Source organism: Facklamia lactis (genome assembly GCF_015863205.1).
Lineage (GTDB): Bacteria > Bacillota > Bacilli > Lactobacillales > Aerococcaceae > Facklamia > Facklamia lactis.
Window position 1 is genome coordinate 120,879 of record NZ_JACBXQ010000004.1, and the last position, 25,264, is coordinate 146,142.

At 36.3% G+C, this 25,264-nt stretch carries 25 protein-coding genes; 4 read left to right on the forward strand and 21 right to left on the reverse strand.

The window, feature by feature from the left end; genetic code table 11:
• Window positions 1–35 precede the first annotated feature (35 nt).
• From ptsP to yjbM, 9 genes are all read right to left on the reverse strand, one after another.
• Complete coding sequence (gene ptsP / locus HZY91_RS07415; RefSeq protein ID WP_197115646.1) at window positions 36–1,760, reverse strand: phosphoenolpyruvate--protein phosphotransferase; 1,725 nt, start codon at window positions 1,758–1,760, stop codon at window positions 36–38.
• Window positions 1,760–2,026, reverse strand: a complete 267-nt coding sequence (locus tag HZY91_RS07420) for a phosphocarrier protein HPr (protein ID WP_197115647.1) — start codon at window positions 2,024–2,026, stop codon at window positions 1,760–1,762. The genes ptsP and HZY91_RS07420 overlap by 1 nt, the downstream gene beginning before the upstream one ends.
• 323 nt (window positions 2,027–2,349) lie before the next feature.
• On the reverse strand, window positions 2,350–3,927 hold the full coding sequence (locus HZY91_RS07425) for a peptide chain release factor 3 (RefSeq protein WP_197115648.1): 1,578 nt from the start codon (window positions 3,925–3,927) through the stop codon (window positions 2,350–2,352).
• Window positions 3,928–4,005: 78 nt separating this feature from the next.
• A complete protein-coding gene (locus HZY91_RS07430) occupies window positions 4,006–4,668 on the reverse strand; it encodes a DivIVA domain-containing protein (protein WP_197115649.1) in 663 nt (220 codons plus the stop codon).
• An 81-nt stretch (window positions 4,669–4,749) separates the two neighbouring features.
• Window positions 4,750–5,817 carry a M42 family metallopeptidase gene (locus HZY91_RS07435; RefSeq protein ID WP_197115650.1) on the reverse strand — a complete coding sequence of 356 codons (1,068 nt, stop codon included), beginning with the start codon at window positions 5,815–5,817 and terminating at the stop codon, window positions 4,750–4,752.
• 198 nt (window positions 5,818–6,015) lie between these two features.
• Entirely contained in the window at window positions 6,016–7,380 is a 1,365-nt protein-coding gene (gene mgtE, locus HZY91_RS07440; protein ID WP_197115651.1) for a magnesium transporter, read from the reverse strand.
• Between the two features lie 12 nt (window positions 7,381–7,392).
• Window positions 7,393–8,286 (reverse strand): RluA family pseudouridine synthase, encoded by an 894-nt coding sequence (locus tag HZY91_RS07445; RefSeq protein ID WP_197115652.1) that lies wholly within the window; start codon window positions 8,284–8,286, stop codon window positions 7,393–7,395.
• A 22-nt stretch (window positions 8,287–8,308) separates the two neighbouring features.
• Window positions 8,309–9,130: an NAD kinase gene (locus HZY91_RS07450; RefSeq protein ID WP_197115653.1), complete on the reverse strand. Its 822-nt coding sequence runs from the start codon at window positions 9,128–9,130 to the stop codon at window positions 8,309–8,311.
• 35 nt (window positions 9,131–9,165) lie between these two features.
• Window positions 9,166–9,795, reverse strand: a complete 630-nt coding sequence (yjbM, locus tag HZY91_RS07455) for a GTP diphosphokinase (RefSeq protein WP_197115654.1) — start codon at window positions 9,793–9,795, stop codon at window positions 9,166–9,168.
• A gap of 233 nt (window positions 9,796–10,028) precedes the next feature.
• Between yjbM and HZY91_RS07460 the strand changes: the two genes are divergently transcribed.
• Window positions 10,029–10,709, forward strand: a complete 681-nt coding sequence (locus HZY91_RS07460; protein ID WP_197115655.1) for a DsbA family protein — start codon at window positions 10,029–10,031, stop codon at window positions 10,707–10,709.
• 121 nt (window positions 10,710–10,830) lie between these two features.
• Here the strand turns inward: HZY91_RS07460 and rplT are convergent, their stop codons facing one another.
• From rplT to infC, 3 genes are read right to left on the reverse strand one after another with little or no spacing between them, the layout of a single operon-like run.
• Window positions 10,831–11,187, reverse strand: coding sequence for a 50S ribosomal protein L20 (rplT, locus tag HZY91_RS07465; RefSeq protein ID WP_197115656.1), 357 nt, complete (start codon window positions 11,185–11,187; stop codon window positions 10,831–10,833).
• Window positions 11,188–11,209: 22 nt separating this feature from the next.
• Window positions 11,210–11,407, reverse strand: a complete 198-nt coding sequence (rpmI, locus tag HZY91_RS07470; RefSeq protein ID WP_197115657.1) for a 50S ribosomal protein L35 — start codon at window positions 11,405–11,407, stop codon at window positions 11,210–11,212.
• 26 nt (window positions 11,408–11,433) lie between these two features.
• Window positions 11,434–11,937: a translation initiation factor IF-3 gene (gene infC / locus HZY91_RS07475; RefSeq protein WP_218957775.1), complete on the reverse strand. Its 504-nt coding sequence runs from the start codon at window positions 11,935–11,937 to the stop codon at window positions 11,434–11,436.
• Window positions 11,938–12,254: 317 nt separating this feature from the next.
• Between infC and HZY91_RS07480 the strand changes: the two genes are divergently transcribed.
• Entirely contained in the window at window positions 12,255–13,298 is a 1,044-nt protein-coding gene (locus tag HZY91_RS07480; protein ID WP_197115658.1) for a serine hydrolase, read from the forward strand.
• A 23-nt stretch (window positions 13,299–13,321) separates the two neighbouring features.
• Here the strand turns inward: HZY91_RS07480 and HZY91_RS07485 are convergent, their stop codons facing one another.
• Window positions 13,322–14,503, reverse strand: a complete 1,182-nt coding sequence (locus HZY91_RS07485) for an O-antigen ligase family protein (RefSeq protein WP_197115659.1) — start codon at window positions 14,501–14,503, stop codon at window positions 13,322–13,324.
• A 330-nt stretch (window positions 14,504–14,833) separates the two neighbouring features.
• Here HZY91_RS07485 and HZY91_RS07490 point away from each other — a divergent pair, with 330 nt between their 5' ends.
• Entirely contained in the window at window positions 14,834–16,333 is a 1,500-nt protein-coding gene (locus HZY91_RS07490) for an AcpB/EbpR/MafR family transcriptional regulator (protein ID WP_197115660.1), read from the forward strand.
• An 18-nt stretch (window positions 16,334–16,351) separates the two neighbouring features.
• Here HZY91_RS07490 and HZY91_RS07495 read toward each other — a convergent pair whose 3' ends face one another.
• Complete coding sequence (locus HZY91_RS07495; RefSeq protein ID WP_197115661.1) at window positions 16,352–16,828, reverse strand: low molecular weight protein-tyrosine-phosphatase; 477 nt, start codon at window positions 16,826–16,828, stop codon at window positions 16,352–16,354.
• Window positions 16,829–17,016: 188 nt separating this feature from the next.
• On the opposite strand from HZY91_RS07495, the gene HZY91_RS07500 reads away from it, so the two are divergent.
• Window positions 17,017–18,273, forward strand: coding sequence for a D-alanyl-D-alanine carboxypeptidase family protein (locus HZY91_RS07500; protein WP_197115662.1), 1,257 nt, complete (start codon window positions 17,017–17,019; stop codon window positions 18,271–18,273).
• Between the two features lie 51 nt (window positions 18,274–18,324).
• On the opposite strand, the gene thrS is transcribed toward HZY91_RS07500, so the two are convergent.
• The 7 genes from thrS to mutM all read right to left on the reverse strand — a co-directional run bounded on the left by thrS (window position 18,325) and on the right by mutM (window position 25,216).
• A complete protein-coding gene (thrS, locus tag HZY91_RS07505; RefSeq protein ID WP_197115663.1) occupies window positions 18,325–20,262 on the reverse strand; it encodes a threonine--tRNA ligase in 1,938 nt (645 codons plus the stop codon).
• 321 nt (window positions 20,263–20,583) lie between these two features.
• Window positions 20,584–20,790: a hypothetical protein gene (locus HZY91_RS07510; protein ID WP_197115664.1), complete on the reverse strand. Its 207-nt coding sequence runs from the start codon at window positions 20,788–20,790 to the stop codon at window positions 20,584–20,586.
• Between the two features lie 10 nt (window positions 20,791–20,800).
• A complete protein-coding gene (dnaI, locus tag HZY91_RS07515) occupies window positions 20,801–21,733 on the reverse strand; it encodes a primosomal protein DnaI (RefSeq protein WP_197115665.1) in 933 nt (310 codons plus the stop codon).
• 1 nt (window position 21,734) lies between these two features.
• Window positions 21,735–23,216 carry a DnaD domain protein gene (locus HZY91_RS07520; RefSeq protein WP_197115666.1) on the reverse strand — a complete coding sequence of 494 codons (1,482 nt, stop codon included), beginning with the start codon at window positions 23,214–23,216 and terminating at the stop codon, window positions 21,735–21,737.
• Window positions 23,200–23,706, reverse strand: a complete 507-nt coding sequence (gene nrdR / locus HZY91_RS07525; RefSeq protein ID WP_197115667.1) for a transcriptional regulator NrdR — start codon at window positions 23,704–23,706, stop codon at window positions 23,200–23,202. The genes HZY91_RS07520 and nrdR overlap by 17 nt, the downstream gene beginning before the upstream one ends.
• Window positions 23,707–23,755: 49 nt before the next feature.
• Window positions 23,756–24,349 carry a dephospho-CoA kinase gene (coaE, locus tag HZY91_RS07530; protein WP_197115668.1) on the reverse strand — a complete coding sequence of 198 codons (594 nt, stop codon included), beginning with the start codon at window positions 24,347–24,349 and terminating at the stop codon, window positions 23,756–23,758.
• 18 nt (window positions 24,350–24,367) lie between these two features.
• Window positions 24,368–25,216 (reverse strand): DNA-formamidopyrimidine glycosylase, encoded by an 849-nt coding sequence (gene mutM / locus HZY91_RS07535; RefSeq protein ID WP_197115669.1) that lies wholly within the window; start codon window positions 25,214–25,216, stop codon window positions 24,368–24,370.
• Between the last annotated feature and the right edge of the window lie 48 nt (window positions 25,217–25,264).

The window sequence follows — 25,264 nt, forward strand, 5'->3', positions numbered from 1 at the left end:
CTAAAGTATTTCTCCAGGACTAAAGCCAAAATCTTTTATCTACTAATATATTCATTCACCAAATCGACTACCTGACTTGAATTAGCACATTCAGTAGTAGCTCTATCAGCTAATTCTTTCATTGCTTTAGTATCTAATTCTGAAATTAATTTTCGGGTTTTCAAAATGCTAGAAGCAGACATTGAGAATTCATCCAATCCTATACCTAACAATAACGGTACAGCTGTTTGATCCCCAGCCATTTCACCACACATCCCTGCCCATTTACCTTCTTTATGAGCGGATTCAACCACAAATTTTACTAAGCGCAAAATGGATGGATGATACGGCTGATACAAATAAGATACTTTTTCGTTCATTCGATCTGCTGCCATCGTGTATTGAATTAAATCATTCGTTCCTATTGAGAAAAAGTCGACTTCTTTTGCTAACTGATCAGCATTTATTGCAGCTGCTGGAATTTCAATCATAATTCCTACCTGAATATCATCTGCCACATCTTGACCATCTGACAAAAGATCTTTCTTTACTTCTTCAAAAATTGATTTAGCTTGTTGAAATTCCTCAAGCGTTGCAATCATCGGAAACATGATTCTCAATTTTCCATGAATAGAAGCCCGTAATAAGGCACGTAATTGAGTCTTAAACATTTCAATCTGATCTAAAGAAACCCTTATTGCCCGGTAACCTAAGAAAGGGTTCATCTCTTCAGGTAATTGTAAATAAGGAAGATGTTTATCTCCACCGATATCCATCGTTCTTACCACGACACCTTTATTCTCCATCGCCATCAATACTTCTTTATAAGCTTGATATTGATCTTCTTCCGTTGGAAAATCACTTGCATCCATATAAAGGAACTCTGTTCGATATAAGCCGATGCCGTCTGCTCCATTTGCTAGAGCGCCTTTAACATCTTTAGGCGTTCCAATATTAGCCGCTAACTCTATTTCTACTCCATCTTTAGAAACGGATGAAGAATCGATTAACTGTTCAAGATCCTTACGATAAGTTTGATAGTCTTTTAACTTTTGACGATACTCGGCTAATTCTTCTGCTGTTGGTTCAAGGATAATAATGCCTTCTATTGCATCGACAATTATCATCTGTCCATTCTCAACATTCTGAGTAATCGAATCCGTTCCAACAATCGCTGGAATTTCAAGAGAACGCGCCATAATAGCAGAGTGAGACGTTCTCCCACCAATATTCGTTACAAAGGCTTTCACATAATCCCTATTCAATTGAGCTGTATCACTCGGTGTTAAATCACGAGCCACTAAAATAACTTCTTCATCAATGGTTGAAGGACTAGCTAATGTAACTCCGAGCAAAGCTGCCAGTATTCGCTGAGATACATCCCGAATATCTGATGCTCTTTCCTGCATATATGGATTATCTTCCATCGCTTCAAACATACCAACAAACATATCAGACACTTGAGTTAGTGCTGCTTCTGCATTGAATTTTTCTTCTTGAATTACTTGATTAATTTGGGCTAGAAATTCTGGATCCGATAAAACCAATAAATGTGCATCAAAAACTTGCGCCTCTGCCTCACCCAGTTGAACAAGAGCCACTTGGCGAATTTTTTCAATTTCGCCTTTTGCTTGTTCAACTGCAGCTGACAAACGCGCTTGTTCATGATCAGTGTCCGTAACAGACACTTTTTCGAAAGATAGGTCTGGATCCACTAATAAATATACGGGTGCTATCGCAATCCCATCACTAGCCGCAATGCCAGTTAATTTATCAGTCATTATTCAGATAACCCCTCATTTTTCATTGTCTCTTTAACAGCTTCAATCGCTTCTTTTTCATCGGCGCCTTCAGCAGTGATCGTCACATCCGCTCCTTGGCCTACACCCAGTGACATCACACCCATAATCGATTTAAGATTAACAGATTTACCTTTGTATTCTAAATTGATTTCTGATGAAAATTTGCTAGCTGACTGAACTAATAAAGTTGCAGGGCGAGCATGAATACCTGTTTCTGCAATAATTCGAAAATCTTTTTTCTCCATAATGTATCGTCTCCTTATTTAACATTCTCTTTGAGTCTTGAGTGACCCATAACTCAAATAAAATAGCTCTTGACTCACTGATTGGTAAGCCATATTAAACGCTATCATCATTATACACAAAAAAACTAATGAATGCGATACAAAACGTCCTATCCTTTTTGAACTTAAAATTCATCGTTAGGATTTTTCTTAATAGTTTTGGGTTTCATTTTGTTCAAGCACTCAAACCATTGCCTTATCTTCTCTACCGTTTCAAAATGTTTTATTTCGCACCCCAAAGTTTTCTTACCTTAACCTTTCATGAAAAGGTTAAGACTTTACAATTACATCAATTGCATTAATTCTATTTCAGGATGTTTATCTTTGAACCAATTTTCTGCAAACTGATTTTCAAACAAAAAGACCGGATTGTCAAAGCGATCTTTTGCTAAAAGATTACGACTAGAGGACATTTTAGGATCTAAATCTTTCTCATCAATCCATCTCGCAATTTTTGATCCCATCGGTGTCATTTCAACTTCTGCATTATATTCATGTAACAAACGATATTGAAAAACCTCAAATTGTAATTGTCCTACCGCTCCAATAATATACTCTTCAGTATGGAATGTTTTATATAACTGGATGGCTCCTTCTTGAACTAACTGTTGAATTCCCTTATGGAAAGATTTCTGCTTCATAATATTTTTAGGCGCTACCTTCATAAATAATTCAGGTGTAAACTGCGGCAGTTCTGGAAACTGCACCTTACGATTCCCATCATAAATCGTATCCCCTATTTGAAAATTACCCGTATCATATAATCCGATTATATCTCCAGGATAAGCATCTTGAACTTCTTCACGAGCATCCGCTAAAAATTGAGTCGTATGAGCCATTCTAATCGTTTTACCTGTTCGATTCAAAACGACATTCATTCCTTTTACAAATCTTCCTGAAACAATTCGAACAAAAGCGATGCGATCACGATGGGCAGGATTCATGTTGGCTTGAATCTTAAAAATAAACCCTGTAAATTGTTCATCGACTGGGTCAATTTTAGTATTATCTACCGTAACAACAGTAGAGGGTGCAGGAGCTAGATCCACAAATGCATCTAGAAAAGTTTGAACGCCAAACCCTGTCAAGGCTGATCCAAAGAAAACAGGAGTCAATTTCCCTGAATTAATAGCTTCTCGGTCAAACTCATTTCCAGCTTCATGTAATAACTGAGCATCTTCAATCGCTTGAGTATAAATCGAAGATTCTTTGAATTCATGATTTCCATTCGCTTGACCTTCTTGATCTAGCGGAATAAAAAGATCCTCTTCTTCACTCTTGCGAATCTCTACACGCTGATTATAGAGATCATATAATCCTAATAAAGTTTTCCCCATGCCCATTGGCCAATTCATCGGGTAGGCATCAATCCCTAGAACTTCTTCTAATTCTGCAACAAGATCTAATGGTTCTCGTCCGTCGCGGTCTAATTTATTCATAAAGGTAAAAATTGGAATCCCTCTGCGACTCACTACTTCAAATAATTTTTTGGTTTGAGGCTCTATCCCTTTTCCGGTATCCACTACCATCACAGCCGCATCAACAGCCATCAAAGTACGGTAAGTATCCTCAGAAAAGTCCTCGTGCCCAGGCGTATCTAAAATATTAACTTGAAAACCATCATAATCCACTTGCATGACTGAAGAGGTTACCGAAATTCCCCTTTGCTTCTCGATCTCCATCCAATCAGATTTAGCAAACTTATTAGATTTCTTCCCTTTCGCCTTTACCGTCCCTGCTTCTCGTATTGCTCCTGAAAAAAGCAATAGCTGCTCTGTAATAGTCGTCTTACCAGCATCCGGATGCGAAATGATCGCAAAAGTTCGTCTTCTCTTTACTTCTTCTTCTATCTTCTTATCCATCTTTAACTCCTTTTGCTTTGAAATAAATAAGACAAATGAACGAAAGCTAAATAGCTTTCGTTCTTCATCAATTATTCGCTATCCTTGAGCCCGTTTAAAGTCAACCAACTTATCATCTTTAACTTTTGCACCAGACTCATTTTGAATCACTTCTTGAATAAGACGTTGCAATTCTTGTTTTTCTTCTTCTGATAATTGATTCTCTGGCCCCATTGATTTAGCTTTAGCCTGTTCGACCTCAAGATCTTTATCTTTTTCATAGTGATCGACTTGATCCATGAATCGATTTACTTGCTTACTCGGAAAAACAGACTCAAAGTTTGTCTGAGAAATAAACTCCTCATATTCTTGAACCATGCCTAACATTTGATTCTGCATCTTGACAAACCGCTCTTTCAAATCAACACCTGTTGTCACTAGTTCACGGCTATATTGGCTCAAATTCTCTTTATATTGAGCTACTTGTTCATTCGTTCGAGCTAAGATCTTCTCAGCTTCTTCTTCTGAATCAGAGATAATTTCATTTCCCGTCTTACGCGCATCCACTAATCCATCTTTCAAAGCTGATTCAATACTTTGATAATAATGTAATTTTTCTTCCATCGCTTGAAGTTTTTGCTCTAAAGTATTTTGTTTAGACTCAAGCTCTTTTATTTGTTGGTCTTTGTATTCTACTAATTGATTAACTTGCTTACGGTTATAACCAAAAATGTTAACAGACACTTCACTGATTCTCTCCATAAGATCACCTCTACTTTCTTACACATCAATTAATCTTACCAAAAATTAATGCGTTTGAATAGTATCTCCTTCAAGAATCATTTACTTCATTGGCGTCTCTAAATAAGTTTCAATCAAATCCTTAGTAGCAATAACTGAAGTGATATGAGTTCGTTCATAAGCATGGCTTGCATCAATCCCCGCACCAAATAGTCCATGACGAACATCCGCTCCAGCACGCATAGCAGCCGAAGCATCACTTCCATAGTAAGGATAAATATCCACCTTATAAGGAATATTTTTTTCTTCACATAAAGTCACTAATAAATTACGTAATCCTAAATGATATGGACCCGAAGCATCTTTAGCACAGATTGATACTGTATATTCATCCGATGTCTGGTCATCTCCTAAAGCTCCCATATCAACCGCAATATATTCTTCTACTTCATCTGCTATATTAGAATTTCCTCCATAACCAATTTCTTCATTATTAGAAATATAGAAATGAGTAGTATGAGCGAGTGGTAAGTCCCCTGCTACTATTCTTTCAATAGCTTCCATTAAAAGCACCACACTGACTTTATCATCAAGATGGCGAGATTTAATATAACCTGACTCTGTAATTTCTGCTCTTGGAGCAAAAGAAATAAAGTCCCCTACTTTAATTCCTAATTTTTCAACATCTTCAGCAGAAAAGACCGGATAGTCGATGCGTATCTCCATGTTCGTTTGATTTCTCTCAGCTGTATCCACATCACGATAAACATGAACACTCGTTTGATGCATTAAAATCGTGCCATCAAACACTTTGCCAGAACTAGCAGAATGAATTTGACAATAAGTTCCTTCAACTGCATTAAATTTAAACCCTCCAATCAGGTCTAATTTTAAACGACCATCCGGTTTAATCGCACGAACCATTGCCCCCAAAGTATCCACATGAGCAGTTAAGAAACGCTGACGTTCCTGATTTTGACCTGGTAACGTTATCATTAATCCACCTTTAGGTGTCAACTTATACTGGATATTCTTTTGATCAAGCTTATCCATGATGTTCTGCATGATTTCGACAGTATTCCCTGTTGGAGAAGCTATTTCGGTTAATTCTTTAATTTTTTCTAATAAAACTTTGCCTTCTTGATCTAACTGATAATTTATTTCTACCATATTCTCACTCCTTATATCATGCACCCTATACACCTAGTCTTTAAAAATTCTCACTTAGTGTAAGCGCTTATTATTACTATACAAATTGTTCTGTAAATACTCAAATAGAATTTGATAAGAATTCTATTTGTTTCTCTTCATTTTTCTTATTTTTATCAAAAAGTACTAATTTCTGAAGAAGCTATTGAGCATACTTTTTTAAAAATAAGAAATAAAAATACGGGCGATCGAAAAATAAATAAAGACAGAGGTCAAGTCACTTAAGGTTGAAATAAAAGGACCACTAGCAACTGCAGGATCAAAACCAAATTTCACCATTAATTTAGGTATTAAAGAACCTGCTATATTTGCTACAACAATAGCGCTTGCCATCGCAATTCCAATAATCAATCCTAAGAAGAAATTACCTTTCCATATTCCAGCAACTAGTGCGATTGTGGTTCCTACAACTAATCCCGTCACCACTCCTGTTAATAATTCAAAAGAAAAGGATGAAAAGAACTCATCGTCTTCATTCTTATTAGTGAGTTTTCTAATAGCGACCGCTAATGATTGAGTTCCCGCATTCCCAGCTGTTCCTGTAATTAAAGTTACAAAACTGGATAAGACGGGTGCCGATGAAATAAGTCCTTCAAATTGGCTAATCAAAGTAGCCGTTCCCATTCCTAAAAACAATAGTGTCACTAACCATGGCAATCGGCTTTTAGAAGCATCAAATGGACTATCATGCGTTTCATTAACATCAACTGCCGCTAACCCAGAGTAATCACTATCTGCTTCCTCTTGCATAACATCCAACACATCGTCAACGGTTATAATTCCTAGCAACTCATGATCAAATCCTACGACTGGCAAGGCTAACAAGTCATAGTCTTGAACCATTTTTGCTACTTCAACTTGGTCATCATTCACTTGTACCGAAATTACCTTCGGATTCAGCAACTCACTAATTAACCGATTGTCATCATAAATAATAAGATCTCTTAGGGAGAGAACCCCTTTTAATCGTTTATTCTCATCTATCACATATACATAATAAATTGTTTCCGCTTGTGCAGCCGCTTCCTTTAAATGTTCATAGGCTTGTTTGATTGTATAATCTTCTTGAATGGCCACAAACTCAGTTGTCATAATCGCTCCGGCTGTTTCATCTAAATAATTAATCAATTGGGAAATTTCCCGAGCGGATTTTGGGGGCATTAAATGCATATAGAGGCTAACCTTTTCTCTATTATCAATATTATTTAAAACGTCTACCGCATTATCTGCATACATTTCACCGAGAACAGCTGCTGCATAGACATTCTCCATTTCAAGGAAATATTCTTCACTCAAATGTAAATCATCACCTTCTAAAGCATCAAAAACATCTGCCACCTCACTTGGTGCCATATATTGATAGACTTTATTACGTTCATCGGCATCGAACTCTGCAAATATCTTTGCTTGGTCATAATTGTGAAGAGCCTGAAATTCTGTTCGGAACCGAGTCATTCTATTATTGTGTAACATTTCCTTAAAACTGGATACACTTTCTTCAAAGGTTCTCTCAAATACTTCCATTTCGCATACCCCCTAATTATATTGTTGTTCTGTTATCCATTCTTGCATATCGTCTGGCAGCGAAGCTTTAAAGATAAGACTCTCTTCTGTAAAAGGGTGTTTAAACCTTAGTTCTCCACAGTGCAAAGCTTGACGATTAACAATGGATGAATGGGGCCCCCCATATAAATCGTCACCAATTAAAGGACCTCCCTTATAGCTTAAATGAACCCTAATCTGATGGGTTCGCCCTGTGTGTAAACGCAACCTTAAATGAGAGCCTGAAGCAAATTGTTCAAGGCACCAAAATTCTGTTTTGGCATATTTTCCGGTTTCATGAACTCGGCGACTGATCAGCGAATCCTCTGCTCTTGCAATTGCTGCTTCAATCACACCATGATCTTCCCAGTCAATTCTTGAAGACAAAGCATTATAAAACTTATATACCTTTTGATTGCGAACCTGTCGGTCCATTAAAGCATGAGCTAAGCGGTGTTTTGCAATAATCATCAAGCCCGATGTATCTCGATCTAGACGTGTCACAATATGAATCACTTGATCTTGATAACCTCTCTGTTGATAGTATCCTCTAACTCGATTAGCCATCGAAGAACTAGGGTTTTGCATCGAAGGAATCGAAACCACCCCAACAGGCTTATTCAAAATCAATAAATCCTTATCTTCAAAAACAATATTTATCGGTTCCAAAGAAGGTTTTACTGAATCATGGCCATATTCAATCGGAGCGATTAATTTTATATGATCTCCCTTACGAACCGTAAAACGAGTAGCTGTTGGAATATGATTCAGCATAATTTGACCTGAATACTTGATATCACGCATAAAAGCTCTAGGTAACCCTTGTCTCGACAAAAAATCTTTAATCGTCATTTCTTCCTCTTGATCATAATACCAATTTAATTCCACTCAAAATCCCTACTCTTTATATTTATTCTTTATGCTCTAACTTATTTCCCAAAAAAGCTTCTTCTACTCGATCCCAATAATGACGATGACGAAAACTAGCAAATTGAATTCGTTTTTTTGATAACTGCAAACGAATAGAGCGAACCGTTTGGTCTGACCAGAATAAATTGTCAATCGTTAAATCAACCGGTTCTTCTTGGTGCGCTAATTCTAAGTCAAACCACTCATCAGGTGGTAACACGATTGGTGAAGATAAGGTTCGATAGATGCGGTTATTCACCGAAGCCATCTCTGTCATCTGTATAGCATCCAAACATGGGTGAATCACGGCACCTCCCAACGACTTGTTCATTCCTGTTGAACCCGTTGGTGTTGCTACACAAAGCCCATCACCGCGAAAGGTCTCAAAAAAACGATCATTAATATTCACATGGCATACCATGGTTTTGCGGTGAGAACGTAAAGTACATTCATTCAATGCTAGATACGTTTTTTTCGATCCGTCCATCATATTTATTTGAACATCCAAAAGAGGATAAGAAACAGATTCTTCTTCATTAGCTAAGATACTAGCCACAACTTGCTTGATTTCATGCCCCATCCAGTCCGTGTAGAAACCCAAGTGTCCTGTATGAATCCCAATAAATTGGCTAAACTCTATTTGCTTCTGAAAATGGTGAAAAGCTGACAAAAGCGTTCCGTCTCCACCAATTGAAACAATATAATCTGCTATTTCTCCCTCTTCTATTACCTGCAATCCCACAAGATCTAGTTCCAACAATAAATCTTTAGCAATTTTTGTAGATATGTCCTGATCATTTGCAAAAATGGCTATTTTTTTCATCTCATCACCCATCCTTTTAAATCCTTAAGAAGAATTTACTTCGAATCAAACAGTCGAGTAGCTTCACGAATTTCCTCACGGATTGCGCTCATTTCACCATCTAATAAAAATGCTGCTTCTGACGCTGTTTGAAGTCTCAACAAAATCTCTTCTGGATATTTTCCGTCGTATTTATAATTTAAAGAATGTTCAATGGTTGCCCAAAAATTCATGGCCAAAGTTCTAATCTGCACTTCCACAATCACATTGGTAATTCCAGAGGCTCGTTCAACAGGGTATTCAATTACTAAGTGATAAGAACGATAACCACTTGGTTTATGATTTTTTATATAATCGCGAATCAAGATGACCTTAAAATCCTTTCGATTCAACAATAACTCTGCTACTTCATAAATATCTTCTACAAATTGACACATAATCCGAATTCCTGCAATATCTTGGACTCCTACTAAGAAGTCTTCAGGTGCAATTTTTCGAACATCCATTTTTTCTAGAATACTTTCCTTGGTCTTTACTCGACCTGTGACAAATTCAATCGGCGCGTGCTGATCGATGTCTTGGAATTCTTTCCTAATATTTTTCAATTTCACTTTTAACTCTTCAACAGCTTGCTCATAAGGCGCTAAGAACAAGTCCCAATCTTCGATGAAATCATCCTTGATCATTGGCTTATCCTCCCTTTTTAACACTTTTTCACACAGCTAACATTTTATCACAAACAAAAGAATAATCGTATGCTAAATATTCTATTTGCATTTTTTCTCCATTTATAGGAGACTATATGTTTGAGTGGAATAATTGTCATACTTCAAGCAAATTATTATTAGCATGTCTCTATTTGTGGTAGGATAATATTGAGTAAAAATATGTACAATCACTATATAAAGGAGGGATAGTAATGGGACGATACCTAATTGACTATCAAATTAATGGTCAAGCAAAATTTTTTGATTTTTTTTTATTTGTCAATCCGTTGGGACGTAAATGTTACTATTCTGAACAAGAAATTGCTCAAGCAAAAGAACTCATCTCTTCAAGAGTAGAAATTAATATCCTCTGTATCCACAATGAATATATATTAAATGATTTTATGGCAAGGATGGGCATCCATCAGTCAAACTTGACCTTAAGAAATGAAATTTATACGATGCTTTATCGTGCTTCACTTGCGTTCAAAGCCGCGAGTATGCAGGGGAAAAAACGCGGCAGGCGTTTCCTTACTGATTTTCAGCAAAAAATTCAAACTGATTTGCATCTTTTTGATAATGATTTTATTATTGATGTTGCTGAAGAAGCAAAATTAGATATCGATCTTTTTATCGACGATCTCCAATCTGATTATGTAAGAGATCTCTACTTAAATGACCTAAAAATTGCTCATAGCATGGGCGTCAAAATCACTCCATCCTTAGTAATCTTTGATTCTATGCAAGACCGAGATGGAATTATTGTCGAAGGCAGCTTTACTTATGATGAAATCCTAGATTTACTAGATGAAATGTTAGAAAATCAATGCCAAAAATTGCACCATAAAAAACAAGCATCTCCCGTTGAACTTAATATCATCCGAAAAAAATAATTTTTCTAAACTCAGTCATTTTCTCGCTAAAAATGGCTGAGTTTTTGACTTTTGAATTCTTTCTCCCCATAAAAAAAGAACAGACAGGGTTATCCCCATCTATTCTTATCCATCTTTATAATTATGCTAAAGCCTTTTTGGCTTCATCAACTAACGCCTCAAATGCTGCTGTATCATTAACCGCAATATCTGCCAACATTTTACGATTTACTTCTACACCTGCTTTTTTCAAACCATTCATCAATACAGAATAGCTCATACCGTTTTGACGAGCAGCTGCATTAATACGAGTAATCCATAGGCGACGGAAATTACGTTTAGTTTGACGACGGTCCCGATAAGCATACATATAAGATTTCATTACTTGTTGCTTAGCAGTTTTAAATAATTTTGATTTTGCTCCGTAATAACCTTTGGCTAATTTTAATGTACGTTTACGACGTTGACGAGTTACATATCCACCTTTTACACGTGCCATATTTTTCTTCCTCCCTTATTCCCTATAAGCTTGCTATTTGTTGCTTAATACGTTTCATATCTGATGCAGAAACTAAGCCTGATTTGCTTAATTGACGTCTTTGTTTCTTAGTTTTCCCGTGAAAACGGTGAGATGTAAATGCGTGAGATCTTTTCAATTTTCCAGAAGCTGTCTTTTTAACACGTTTAGCTAATCCACGGTGAGTTTTTTGTTTTGGCATAATAATCCTCCTAGTTTTAATCTTAATTATTTTGCATCTGATAAAGGTGCTAGCATAATAAACATACTGCGACCTTCCATCTTAGGTTTAGATTCGACTGTCGCTACCTCTTTTGTATCTTCAATAAAGTCTTCTAGAACATCACGTCCTAGATCCTTATGAGTAATCGACCGACCTCTAAAACGGATGCTCGCTTTCACTTTATCGCCTTTTTCTAAAAATTTAATTGCTTGACGTAATTTCGTTTGATAATCATGATCATCAATTGAAGGACTCAGCCGTACCTCTTTAACGTTCATGACTTTTGTGTTCTTACGCTGTTCTTTTTCTTTCTTCTGCATCTCGTAACGATATTTCCCATAATCCATAATCCGAGCTACCGGTGGTTTGGCTTGTGGCGATACGAGGACCAGGTCTAAATCAAAAGACTCAGCAATTGTTAAGGCATCCTGCAGCGATTTCACTCCAATTTGTTCTCCATTATCACCAATCACACGCAATTCTTTTGCGCGGATCTCTCCATTAATCAATGCTTCTTTAGCGATATGAGTCCACCTCCATAGTATTTATGAGTTCCAAGTATAAACAAAAACAGCCCATCTATTATAGACGCGCCACCTCTTAATTCTATGAGCACACTAAAAATGAGCTCGATAAAACTATTAGCCCTGCACACTAATGCCCGGCGAGAAACGGTCGTCTCTACTTGTTATCTCAACTCATAAACAATAACACATCAAAAAAATAATTTCAAGCATAATTTTTTATCATTTTTTAAGACTTTCTTTTTCAGAAAATGTTATAATACAGAAGATGCAAATCTCATTAATAATATAGGAGTTTTTCAATGTTAAGAAAGCCTTTCTTTTTGTTACTATCTAGTAGCTTACTTTTAGTAGCATGTGACAATTCTCAGCCTGAAACATCCGAACAACATTCTCAAGAACCTGATCAACAGCTCGAAAACAACAACCAATCACAAGATGATCAACTTGTGAATCTAAGTCCTGTTCAACAGGTTTCCGAAATTGATTTAGATGTACTGTTAGCTGATTCTCAAGAATCTGAAAGCAACTCCTTTACTGTTAGTGATGAAACACAAAATAATCAATCAGGGATAGATTATAGTCAATATGCAAGTATTGACGAAGTTATTCAGGACCTCATTCGTGAGTATAAATTTCCCTCCGATCAATTAGGAATCATGTATTCAAATTTCGTTACCGACGAAAACTTTGAACTCAATCCTGATTGGATCATTCATGCTGCTTCTACTAATAAAGTGGGGTCAGCTGCCATGTTCATCGATCTCATTGAATCTGGAGAACTGTCATGGGACAGTCAAATTCCCTTTTCCGAGGACTACTATGAGGAAGGAGCGGGTAATATCACTAATAATCCATTCGAATCTTCCTATAGTTTAGAAGATCTTATTTATAATTCAATCGTCTTTTCAGATAATACTGCTTGGAATACACTGATCAATTACTATTCTAATAATTACGGCAGTTTCCAACATGCACTCATTGAAAAATCGGGAATTAGTCAGGTTTCAGATGAAATTTATAATCTCAATTACGGATCCCCTCGATCTCTAAACGAAATACTGAAACAAGTCGCCACGGATCCTAAATATGAAAAATTAGTAGCCTATATGGGAATGGCCCAACCCAATATACGCTTTCGTCTCCATGTTGACGAAGGAATGGCCACTAAATATGGGCAATATGAAGAAGGCTACCATGACACAGGCATTTATTTCGAGAATGGAGAACCCGTCTATACCCTTGTTTTAATGTCACGTAGCTTAGGCATGATCGACTCCTTTATGGGAGACTTAAATCTACGAGTAAATGAATGGTATCATTATCAAGAGAGCAAGAACAGTTAAATCAAAAACAACCGCCAATTAATTTATTTGGCGGTTGTTTTTGATATTTCTTCTAACATATTAGGCGTGATGACAACAATGGCTAAAAACATATAGCCCATCTGTACCCAGAAAACCCCTACATCCATTAAACCATGAAAAAGGACGGTGGCAAAGGTTGCTACTACTAATCCTATTTCAGGCCTAATATCTTGACGCAAAAGATGATGACTTAAAATTCTAAAATAATGAGTAAATGCCATTATCAAAATGATCAGACCCACTAAACCATAATTCGCCATCGTATCAATCAGCAATTGGTGGGCATGCATCTTCCCTCGGTCAGCAAATAAATAATAAAAATTAACAAAAGTAAAAGGGCCTCTCCCAACAATCGGACTTGTTATAAATAACTTCCACCCAATTTCCCAAATAGCAAAACGATCTGAAAAGCCATAAGCTAGCGTGGTAAAACGAGGGAGTAGATCAGGCTTGATAACAAGCATAGCAATAGCCATTGCCATAATGAAACCCAAAATCCAAGCAATTTTAGGTTTCAGGAAAAACACCATAGTGACCATTCCCACAACGACGGTTGGGATCGACCACCTTGATCCAGTTAAAATTAAAGCTAATAAATTCATAAAAATGGCTAACAAAGAAAGTAACTTGACTCTCTTTGAATCATATTTATATAACAGATAAATAGCGATCACAATGACCATCGCAATAAACAAGCCATAATAATTGGGATTAAACAGCGTTGCTTCCGCGCGTGTCTGTGGATTATGATATTTAAAAATATACAACAAATCATAACCTTGACTCAAAACATCTTTTGTATACTTGAAATAGGATAATAAAGCCAAAGGAATACTCCCCCAGACAAATATTTTCAAGTTTAATAAATACTGGCGAACCGTGACATACCTTTTATAATATAAAAATAAGAGAGCATACAAAAAGATCACGATCGCTATCATCGCCCCCATATAATTTCTAAAGGATATCGCGATGACAAAAGTATAAAAAGCAAAAATTGATAACCAACCTAATTCTTGAACGTCTTCTTTTAAGCTACTTCTATGCCGATAAGCCAATATAATCATCACGATCAAAGTAACAGGGCCACAGATATAGACCGGCAACAAAATGGACAGGCTGATGATTGAAAATAAAGTCATCTCATCCCCATCTTCTCGAAAAAAATTTAAGGCTCGTTTCATTTGCCAACTCCCAAAAATCAAATAATAATATTTATTAATGCTAAAAGATAGATGATTCTCTTTTACCATACAATTGTGGTCATTCAGTAAGTTTAGTGCTAACGATACAATAATACTTTATAGATAAAAATTCAAGTATCCTTCAAAACCCTTTATTTTCATTATGAATTTATTGCGTCTCATTATTGCCCCTTTTTTAATAAAAGCAAAGATTTTTATACTATATTGTGTTAAAATATTTTAGCGGATAAAACACGTGTAAAGTTTAATCTTAAATTTTATTTTCGTTAATTATCACACCAGATCAGCTGGCTGACTTAGGAGAAAATTATGGAAAACTTATTTAATAAACAACAAAGACGACAATTAGAATTAATCAAATTTCTCTATCAAAATCAAGAATGGCTTTCATTCAAACAGATTCAAAAAGTTATTGATTGTTCATCTCCTATTATTAAAGAAGATTTAAACCATTTCAATAATAAATTTTCTGAATTTTTAAAAATCCACATTACCAGTAATGGTGCACTTGCATGCTTTGAACCCAATATTTCTTTTGAACATTTGTTTGCTCATTACATGTCTGAAGCTACCCCATTTCGGTTGCTTGAATATATTTTCTACTATCCTCGTCAAACAATTGAAGAACTCGCAGAAGTCCTATACACCAGCTCTTCTACTATTTATCGAATGATACAAACGATTAAATCGGAGCTGGAAAAAAATTATGCTATTTCAATCACTACTAATCCCGTTACCCTTATCGGAAATGAAGTGAAAATTCGTAACTTTTACGCCGAATTTTTCAATTTTTCAGCCTTGGTAACTGAGTGGCCATTTTTTCATCTAGAAAGAAATATTATTAACCAATTTATTTCTGTACCCATGAATTTGATCAACTCTCAATATTCTTTTGCTCAAAAACGCCAAATAGCCATTCTGGTAACCGTTAATATTACTCGAATTCAACAAGGAAATTTCGTTTCAGATAAACTCATCTTTCCTGATCGGCACCACCTTTATCAAGCACTCATTAAAAATAAACACTTTGCGAAAACACTCGCTGATTACGAGGAAAGATTCGACCTAACGCTGGACGAGAGAACGATTATGCAAATTTTCTATAATTACTTACATGTTGGAGTGGCTCTGTCATATGAAGAATTACAAAACGAAGAACGTTTCGCTAACTCTTATCAATCACTTCAGAAACTAACGCAAGATTTATCTAAAGATTTTGACTTAACATTAGAACAATCAGATCTCCTAATTTTATCTTTACACAATGCAGCTAGAATGCAAGGGTATACCTTAGGTTATTATCCTCTTCTGATTGATATGAAATCACGTTTTAAAAACAGTGCGGCCGCTATTTATCCCATTTTCTTTAAACAAGTAGAACAATATCTCGTCCGTTATCTAGAAGTTTCTGGCATTGAACCCCAAAAAAGGCTGATCAATTATCTGGTCTATGTTTTATATACTCATTGGCCCTCTTTATTTAACAACTTTATCCAAAAAACTTCTAAGCCCAAATTGCTAATTTTAAGCAAATATGATTTCTTCCATGAACATTTAATTCGAGATATCATTGAAGTGCATTTTGGTAATATGGTCCAAATCGTCTCTTATAAATCGAAAGAGCTTAATCATAATGACCTCGAAAATGTTGATGCAGATATTATTATCACAAATTTTACAGTAGATAAAATAAAAAATAAAAAAGTCATCTGCTATCACAATTTTCCTTCCCTTACCGTTATGGAAAACATTCAAAAAGCAATCCTTCAATATCGCTATAACATTTACAATGATTTAGATCTTTTTTAACAAGATCATAGGCAAGCACTATTCATGCTTGCCTACGATATTTTCTTTCTTTTTTATCTCCTCTAATAAAGCTTGACATCCACGATAAACATCCTGATAAGTTTGTTCAAAATCTCCCGTATACCAAGGATCCGCAATATCGCTTTCTTCTCCAGCAAAAGATAATAATTTAGCAATTTTTGCCTTACTTCTCCCCTGGTCAAACCGCTTGAAATTTCTCATATTGGACGCATCCATCCCAATGATATAATCAAACGATAAATCACTTTCTTGCAAAGGACGACTATATATCCCTTCAACGCCAATCCCTTCCCTAGCTAATCGTTCTTTCGTTCCGGGATGGACAGGATTTCCAGCTTCCTCATCAGAAGTTCCAGCTGAATCAACATAAAAATGTTCCTCTATCTCTTCCTCCTTAAGCAAGTTGCGAAAAACAGCTTCAGCCATTGGAGAACGACAAATGTTACCTAAACAGAAAAATAAAACTTTTACCATTTTTTCCCTCCTTCTTTATTTTCCATTCTAACAGACTCTTAAAATTATGAATATTCTATGGACTTTTTGAAAATTTGCTAAAGAGATTGGAAAATCCTTAATGATTCGTTATAATAAAGAATAGTTTATTAGGCAAAGGCTTTATTTGCCTAAAATTTTTATGTAGATATCAAAAGGGGGCCAATTAAATGGCGAAGCCAACAGGCTTAAAGCTTAAATGGAAAAATCAACTATGCCTTATACTAGTCCTTTGCTTGAGTTTAACTTATCCTCTCACTGCTATGGCGCAAGTTGATGAAGAAAACTTATCTAAATCTCCAAATCTTTCATTAGATGTTAATGAAATGGTAGAATATGAACCACTCCCTATGCCAGAGGATTATCCAAATGATCTCAGTAAGTTTTTTGACGAAAACGTCGATGCCAGATCCTTTGTAGTGGTCGACGGTGAAACTAATCGCATTTTGGCAGAGAGGCAATCCAATGTTCCATACCCTATTGCTTCGATGTCAAAAATCATGTCTGCCTATCTTGTTCTTAAAGCTATTGATGAAGGTAAAATAGATTGGGATACCGAAATCGAAGCTCCCGCTGAAATAACAGATGTTCTTTCAGATAATTTAGAACTTTCAAGTGCATTTCTTGTAGCTGGTGAAAAATACACAGTCAAAGATCTCTTATATGGAGTAATGATGGTATCAGGAAATGATGCAACTTCTGTCCTAATGTGGCACTTATACGGCTCTGAACAAGAAGGAACCCAGGCTATTATTGATCAGCTCCACCAATGGGGATTTATGGACTTCAAATTCTATACAACTTCAGGAGTTCCAAATTTATACTTACCTGAAGACTGGTGGATGCCCGGTTCTAATAAGACCAATGAAAATACTATGTCTGCTCAAGATATCGCCTTGGTTGCTCAAAATATTATTACTGAGTACCCTGAAATTTTAGAAATCACTTCTGAAATGGAGTATATTTTTAAAAAAGGAACCGATCAGGAAATGACTTTCACAAATTCTAATCAACTTTTACCAGGTCAAGCTCATGGGAGAGACGGCATTAATGGACTTAAATCTGGCTCTACCGATGCTGCTGGTAAAAACTTTGTGGCTACTGGTGAAGAGAATGGACGCGAAATCATAGCCGTTGCCATGGGAGTCTTTCCCAGGGAAGATGGAGTAGAAACTACCTCCTATTGGGATATCGAAATTCTATTAGATGGCTTACTAGAATATCCAGATTTATATAAAAACGAAGTACTTCCTACCAACACTAAACCCACTCAAGAGCAGCGACAAGCTGAGATGTTGTCTGAAGAAGCTTCTGAATCTGGGGATGAAACACAAGATGAGAGCCAAGATGAAACAAATAAAAATACTAATCAACGAAATAATCCAATCACCAATTTCTTTGGTCGCATTTTTAAGTGGTTCAATTAAACAACAAACACAAAAACTTCCAGTTAAACTGGAAGTTTTTATTTTACTTTATTATTGAATTCTACTCTTTCGATTAATATCCTTTTTTAAATCATTAATAAATTGTTCTAAAGAAAGAGAATCAGTACTATCTTCACTATAGCGACGAACATTAACGTTTCCAGACTCAACTTCTTGGTCACCGATAACTAATTGATACGGTACTTTAGATGTCTGTGCTGAACGAATCTTATAACCTAATTTTTCATTTCTTAAATCCATCTCTGCTCTAATGCCATGAGATCTTAATTCTTGATAAATTTCTTCTACTTTATCCCCATGCGCCTCTATATTAACCGGTATTAAAACAACCTGCACAGGAGCCAGCCATGTTGGAAATGCACCTTTGTATTCTTCTATTAGAAATGCTACAAAGCGTTCCATCGTTGAAACAACCCCTCGGTGAATCACGACTGGACGATGATCATTCTGACCGTCTTCTCCCACAAAAGTTAGGTCAAAACGCTCCGGCAATAAGAAATCTAATTGAACAGTAGACATTGTTTCTTCCAAGCCAATCGCTGTTTTAAACTGCACATCTACCTTAGGGCCATAAAAAGCAGCCTCTCCATCAGCTTCAAAATACTCTAATCCAAGCTCATCCATTGCCTCTTTAAGCATTCTTTGAGCTTTTTCCCACATTTCATCATCGTCAAAGTATTTTTCAGTATCGTTAGGATCGCGATATGATAAACGGTAGCGATAATCTGTAATTCCGAAATCTTCATACACTTCTGCTATTAAGTTAAGTACACGCTTAAATTCATCCTTAATCTGGTCAGGTCTTACAAAAATATGAGCATCATTAAGTGTCATCTCGCGAACCCTCTGTAAGCCTGATAAAGCCCCGGACTTTTCATAACGGTGCATCATACCGAGCTCAGCAATTCGAATCGGTAATTCACGATAAGAGTGAATCTCGTCTTTATAGATCAACATGTGGTGCGGACAATTCATAGGCCGCAATACTAACATTTCACCGTCTCCCATATCCATCGGAGGAAACATATCATCTTGGTAATGGTCCCAATGTCCAGAAGTTTTATAAAGATCATGTTTTGCCATGATCGGAGTATACACGTGCTGATAACCTAAATCAATTTCTTTGTCCACAATATAGCGTTCGATCACTCGTCGAATAGTCGCCCCATTTGGTAACCAAAAAGGAAGTCCTGAACCTGCTTCTTGACTTATCATAAAGATTCCAAGTTCTTTCCCCAGTTTACGATGGTCTCTTTCCTTTGCTTCTTCTCTTAAACGTAAAAACTCATCTAATTCAGCTTGTTTGAAAAAAGCTGTTCCGTAGACCCTTTGCATCATTTTATTGTTGGAATTACCTCTCCAATACGCTCCAGCCAATGATAATAATTTAAAAACCTTGATCTTACCAGTAGATGGGAGATGTATACCACGGCATAAATCTGTAAAATCTTCTTGAGTATATACTGTAATGGTCTCATTTGCTGGCAAATCGTTGATCAGTTCTTGCTTATAAGGATCATCCTTGAAGATTTCTAACGCTTCCTCCCGCGAGACCACTCGTCTTTCAATCGGATAATTAGCAGCAATTATTTTTTTCATTTCTTTTTCAATTTTAGGTAAATCTTCTTCTGTTACTTGTTCTTCTTTATCAGTATCGTAATAAAAGCCTGTTTCAATCGCTGGCCCCACTCCAAAATGAATACCAGGATATAATCGAGTCATTGCATGAGCCATTAAATGGGCAGCGGAATGACGCATAATTTCCAAAGCTTCTTCACTTTTATCAGTAATAATTTCAATTGTTCCATCTTCTTCAATAGGGCGATTATGATCAATTAATTCGCCATTTAACTTTCCAGCTAAAGTTGCTTTTGCAAGAGACTTTGAAATGGACTCTGCAATTTGATCAGGGGTCACCCCTACTGAATACTCTCTCACATTCCCATCAGGCATCGTCAATTTTATCATGATTTTTCCTCCTTAAAAATACAAAAAATCCCATTGATCACAGGTTGTAATCAATGGGACGTCATCATTTACGTGGTTCCACCCAATTTTATTATTGACAAACAATAATCTCAACGAGTTAACGCCTCAAACGTCTCAACTTACTACACATAAAGTGTTTAGGAAGAGAATAACAAAAAGTGGTAATAAGCAATTATCATCAAGACTTTCCACCATACAGTCTCTCTCTATAGATGAGGGAATTGTTATTGTGCTCTTTTCTATACTAATATTTTCAATTCTAATTCTTATTTAATCATCAATCAATCTAAAAAGCAAGTTTTACTTACCAAAATTCCAAACTCTAACTAATCCAACAAAAGTTACTAAAATTGCTAAAATCATTGGAAATAGTAAGGCTACTTGAGCCTCTTTGAAATAATATAAGAAAGCCACTACTATCTGGATCAACAACGCAATAAATAAAACCGTCACAATAAAACGTCTTTCACTCACCAAAACTTCTGGATCAAATTTTCTATTATTCATCTTCTCCTCCTCATTGGCGATTAGCCAACCGTCGATTCTGCCCACTTAAAGTTTTTTCTTTAGCAAGATAACGGACTCTTTCCATAATTCGTTTCGCTTTCATTGGTTCATCAGCATCTCGGATTGAGGACAGATGCATTTCTAATTCCCGCATTGAAAAATTAGATGTAAAAAAAGTCGGTAAAGATTCCTTCATACGATGTTCTAAAATAACACCTAATACATCATCTCGTAACCAAGCAGAATTAGATTCAGCCCCAATATCGTCTATAATCAAGACTGAAACCTGTTTAATTTTAGAAACGGTATCAAACAAGCGACTATCTTGGCCAATTAATGACTTTAATTCCGATGCAAAAGTTGGGTAATGAATCATTGTCACAGCAATTCCCATAGCAGCTAGACCATTAGCCAAGGCCCCTAATAAATAGGTTTTGCCCACACCAAAAGGGCCCGAAATATACATGCCTCGTGCATATTGAAGTTTAATCTGAACCGCTTCTAAAAATTCAGAAATCTCCTCCATTAATTGTCGTCTCTCAATGGTTGAAAGATCATATTGATCCAATTGAGCCTGCTTAACATCTTCAGACATCATCCGATTGTCAATAAGAGACTGATAATGACGGATTTTTTCACTTTCTAAATATTCCTGTGTTGGAACATAGGTGACATCGATGTAGTTATAATTAATAAAAAGTTCGGGTTTAAAACCTGGATTTTGCCCTAATTCGCCCCTATCAATCGCTTCTTTCTCTCGCATAAACTCATTAAGCTTCGACATACTATTCGAAATCATTTCAACAGACAAACTGTCTTGGTGATCATGAATGAATTGTTGAATAGCAGGGTACGCCAAAATCTGCCGATTCATTTCTTTACTGGTGCCTGCTTGAGGTAACCTTTTCTCAATTTTTTTTAGGATTGACCCCAATGTTTGCATGCTAATTCACATCCTTTTTCAATACTTGTCTAAGTCTTTGACGTAAAGCATCTTCACTCTGCGGATCAGCCTGTTGGTCTTTCTCAGCCAAACTTTCTATCTGATCTGTCCGTTCTCCTTCAGAAGTAGACTGTTCTTTTAGCCAAGAAGGGATCGTTTCCTGTCTCCGTGACTTAGCTTTTGTCTGTGACCATGAACTTTTCTGCTGAATTTGCTTATTACGCATTTCACTTTGTTTTTCTTTCATTTGTTTTTGAGTTAATAAATAGTCTAAGGCTTGGGCTGGGTCCTTAATATTTTGTTGTTGCCATTCATTAGCCGTACGACTAGAAAAGCCCTTCTCAAAAGTAGGTCTTCTCCGAAAAACAATCAGGTAATAAATCAACATATTCAGTACAGCATCCGATAACTTCGAGCGTTGAGATAAATCCCTCAAATAAAACTGTTCCTCACTCGTCACAAACCCTCCCGTACTCTCCTTCATTTGTTGCAAAAAGTTAGCCGGTTCTAATCCTTCACAAATGATCACAATATCCAGTTCTTCATTCGTAAAATGAGGATATTGGTTAGATAATTCTTCTTTACGAAGAGTGTCTGCGTCATGTGACTGATTTGATTCTAGCTGCTGGGGTTCAACCCCTTGCTTTCTAGGAGAAAAATACTGATATTTTTGGGCATATGTACGCAAATTCCCTATATCAATCTGTCCAGTTAGCGCATTTTGTGCTAACTTTGTGACTTGGGCCATTGCCTGTTCATCTAATTGAAAATAATGACCTATCATTGCAACCTGTTCTAGAATTCCATGACTCATGGTATTGATGTCCACATTATCCGACTGAAGAATTTGAAAATAAAGATCAAAATTAAAATCAATCGTTTCTAGATCCACCATTTCTTGATTTGGATTTACTGACTCTTTAAATTGAATGCCTTCAATCGCTTCCATCAATTCCTGTCGACGAACGGACAAATTCATATCACTATAAACCGCTGTAAATGGCTGGCTTATCTCACTTAGATGACTTAGGTCTAATTCCTCTTGTCGCCAATTTTTAATTAAGGAATAATAGGCTTCATCTCCAATTTGATAGAATAAAACGGTCGACAATTGTGGATGTTTAAAAAATCCCTCTGCCGTTAATGGAGCCTGTATATCATAAATCAAGGTCTGCCTTTGATAACTTTCATGAGAAGCTTTGTCGCGATAGGTTTTAATTAAACCCACAGCTTCAAGTTGTTGACGCGCCTCATCGATATCCTTAATTCCAATATTCATCGCTAATACAAGTCGAGAGTGCATCTGTCTATAGCTCCAATAGCCCTCCTCAAGTGGTTGATTAATCAACGTTAAATATAAACCTAAACTTTCTGTTCCCACAATCGGTTGATATAATTGAGTTAAGATCTGTAATTGGACTGTTGTTAAAACATGACAAATTCTAACTTGAAAAGGCTGGTAAGGATTAATCTGTACTGTCATCTTTGTCTGACTTTGATTTAGTTATATAACTGGTCGGGTTTTTCTGATCTAAAGCCTCTAGCTCCTTAATAAACATCTCTCTCGATTGAAACTCTCGATAAACACTTGCAAATCGAATATAAGCAACCTCATCTAGTTCCATTAGCAAAGGCATCACAAACTCTCCAATTTGTTTACTCGGTATTTCTTGGTCACAGGTTTCTCTCATTTGGCTCTCAACCTTAGATACTAATTCTTCCATCTGCTCTCTGGAGATAGGTCTCTTTTCAGCCGCACGTACAATTCCTCGTAGAAGCTTATCTCGATTAAATTCCTCACGTGTTCCATCTCGCTTTACAACTAATAATGGCGTTCTTTCTATTCGCTCATAAGTATTAAAGCGAAAGCCACACGCTATGCATTCACGTCGACGACGAATTGAAGTCCCATCCTCAGCAGGTCTCGAATCAACAACTTTTGATTGTTGCCGATGACATTTTGGACATTCCATCAAAGTCCCTCCTCTCCATTACGTTCCTTAAAATCATTAAGTAAACTTATTATAACTTATTTAATACTTTCTGTAATGCATCGTCTACTTGTTCATGCATTTGTTGGATTGTTGTTTCGCTCGATATCACTCGATCTGCCCATTTCACTTTGTCTTCAATCGGCCATTGACTATGAATTCGATCTTTGGCTAACGCTTCCGATAAAAGATCACGAGACATCAAACGTTTCAATTGCAAACGATGTGACGCATAAATTAACCAAACTTCATCATAATCCGCACTTTTCTCTGTTTCATACAAAAGTGGAACTTCTATAAAAATAATAGGTTCCGCATACAGTTGTATTTGTTTTTCTAATTCATTGAAAATGAGTGGGTGCATGATTTCATTCAATTGATTTAGCAACTGCTTATCAGAAAAAACTTTTTCGGCCAATTTTTTCCGATGAAGTTCTCCACTATCATCCAGAATTTCAGAGCCAAAATTCACTACCAAGGCTTCTAAACCTGGACTCCCAGGCTTTACAACTTTTCTTGCTATCTGATCTGTATCGATTACTTGATAGCCTTTACTGCGAAGATATTTAGCAACTGTCGACTTTCCAGTTGCAATACCACCGGTCAGGGCAATTCTATATGGCATCATTCTTTCCCCTAATTATTATTTTATTGGTTGACAATTTGGACAAAAATGCGTCCCCCGCTGTCCTAACTTTATTTTTTTGATTGTAACACCACAAAGTTCACAAGGTTGACCAGCACGACCGTACACTTTTAAGTTTTGCTGAAACTTACCAGCTTCACCTAATGAATTGCGATAGGTGCGAATAGATGATCCACCTGCTGCTACAGCTTCTTCAATCACCTTCATAATTGCTAGATGCAAAATATTAATTTCAGATTCTGATAATTGATTTGCAAACGTGCTAGGATGTATTCTTGCTCGAAAAAGAACTTCATCAACATAAATATTTCCTAAACCAGCTACCACCTTCTGCTCTAACAGAACAGTTTTTATGGGACGTTTGATTTTTGAAAGCTTCTTTGCAAATTCTTGAAGATGAAACTCTTCTACAATAGGCTCTGGTCCTAATTGTTTTTGTTCAAAAAATTCTTGTAATTGATTCTTGGCTACAATTTCCATTCGGCCAAATTTACGCACATCTTCATAATCTAACTGACTTCCATCCGTCAATATAAATCGTACATGTGTATGTTTGTTTCGAGTATAATTTGTTAGTTTTTCTGAAGAAAAATAACAATATTTCCCTTCCATCCGTAAATGAGAAATCAAGAAAAGGTCTGATAAATAAAAGATCAAATACTTTCCTCTACGTCCAATTTCTAATATTGTCTGACCCTTTAATTGAGCTACGAACTCTTCACATTCAATAGGGCTTTCGGCTCCTACAATTCTTGGCCAATCAATCAAAACATCACGAATTGTTTTACCTTTTACTAATTGATTTAATCCCATCATCACGGAGTTAACCTCTGGTAATTCTGGCACTTAATCCCTCCTAATCATTCTCCATTATACTTTATTCGAATCGTTCCT

What these genes read in the sequence shown, in the direction of transcription:
- HZY91_RS07430 (WP_197115649.1), bottom strand. Translation starts at nt 4,668, where the DNA reads ATGGAGAGAATCAGTGAAGTGTCTGTTAACATTTTTGGTTATAACCGT.
- HZY91_RS07490 (WP_197115660.1), top strand. Translation starts at nt 14,834, where the DNA reads ATGGAAAACTTATTTAATAAACAACAAAGACGACAATTAGAATTAATC.
- HZY91_RS07495 (WP_197115661.1), bottom strand. Translation starts at nt 16,828, where the DNA reads ATGGTAAAAGTTTTATTTTTCTGTTTAGGTAACATTTGTCGTTCTCCA.
- dnaI (WP_197115665.1), bottom strand. Translation starts at nt 21,733, where the DNA reads ATGCAAACATTGGGGTCAATCCTAAAAAAAATTGAGAAAAGGTTACCT.
- HZY91_RS07460 (WP_197115655.1), top strand. Translation starts at nt 10,029, where the DNA reads ATGGGACGATACCTAATTGACTATCAAATTAATGGTCAAGCAAAATTT.
- HZY91_RS07520 (WP_197115666.1), bottom strand. Translation starts at nt 23,216, where the DNA reads ATGACAGTACAGATTAATCCTTACCAGCCTTTTCAAGTTAGAATTTGT.
- HZY91_RS07450 (WP_197115653.1), bottom strand. Translation starts at nt 9,130, where the DNA reads ATGAAAAAAATAGCCATTTTTGCAAATGATCAGGACATATCTACAAAA.
- HZY91_RS07510 (WP_197115664.1), bottom strand. Translation starts at nt 20,790, where the DNA reads ATGAATAATAGAAAATTTGATCCAGAAGTTTTGGTGAGTGAAAGACGT.
- rplT (WP_197115656.1), bottom strand. Translation starts at nt 11,187, where the DNA reads ATGGCACGTGTAAAAGGTGGATATGTAACTCGTCAACGTCGTAAACGT.
- coaE (WP_197115668.1), bottom strand. Translation starts at nt 24,349, where the DNA reads ATGCCATATAGAATTGCCCTGACCGGTGGTATTGCAACTGGAAAGTCG.
- HZY91_RS07485 (WP_197115659.1), bottom strand. Translation starts at nt 14,503, where the DNA reads ATGAAACGAGCCTTAAATTTTTTTCGAGAAGATGGGGATGAGATGACT.
- HZY91_RS07500 (WP_197115662.1), top strand. Translation starts at nt 17,017, where the DNA reads ATGGCGAAGCCAACAGGCTTAAAGCTTAAATGGAAAAATCAACTATGC.
- HZY91_RS07425 (WP_197115648.1), bottom strand. Translation starts at nt 3,927, where the DNA reads ATGGATAAGAAGATAGAAGAAGAAGTAAAGAGAAGACGAACTTTTGCG.
- nrdR (WP_197115667.1), bottom strand. Translation starts at nt 23,706, where the DNA reads ATGGAATGTCCAAAATGTCATCGGCAACAATCAAAAGTTGTTGATTCG.
- HZY91_RS07480 (WP_197115658.1), top strand. Translation starts at nt 12,255, where the DNA reads ATGTTAAGAAAGCCTTTCTTTTTGTTACTATCTAGTAGCTTACTTTTA.
- thrS (WP_197115663.1), bottom strand. Translation starts at nt 20,262, where the DNA reads ATGATAAAATTGACGATGCCTGATGGGAATGTGAGAGAGTATTCAGTA.
- rpmI (WP_197115657.1), bottom strand. Translation starts at nt 11,407, where the DNA reads ATGCCAAAACAAAAAACTCACCGTGGATTAGCTAAACGTGTTAAAAAG.
- HZY91_RS07435 (WP_197115650.1), bottom strand. Translation starts at nt 5,817, where the DNA reads ATGGTAGAAATAAATTATCAGTTAGATCAAGAAGGCAAAGTTTTATTA.
- HZY91_RS07420 (WP_197115647.1), bottom strand. Translation starts at nt 2,026, where the DNA reads ATGGAGAAAAAAGATTTTCGAATTATTGCAGAAACAGGTATTCATGCT.
- yjbM (WP_197115654.1), bottom strand. Translation starts at nt 9,795, where the DNA reads ATGATCAAGGATGATTTCATCGAAGATTGGGACTTGTTCTTAGCGCCT.
- ptsP (WP_197115646.1), bottom strand. Translation starts at nt 1,760, where the DNA reads ATGACTGATAAATTAACTGGCATTGCGGCTAGTGATGGGATTGCGATA.
- mgtE (WP_197115651.1), bottom strand. Translation starts at nt 7,380, where the DNA reads ATGGAAGTATTTGAGAGAACCTTTGAAGAAAGTGTATCCAGTTTTAAG.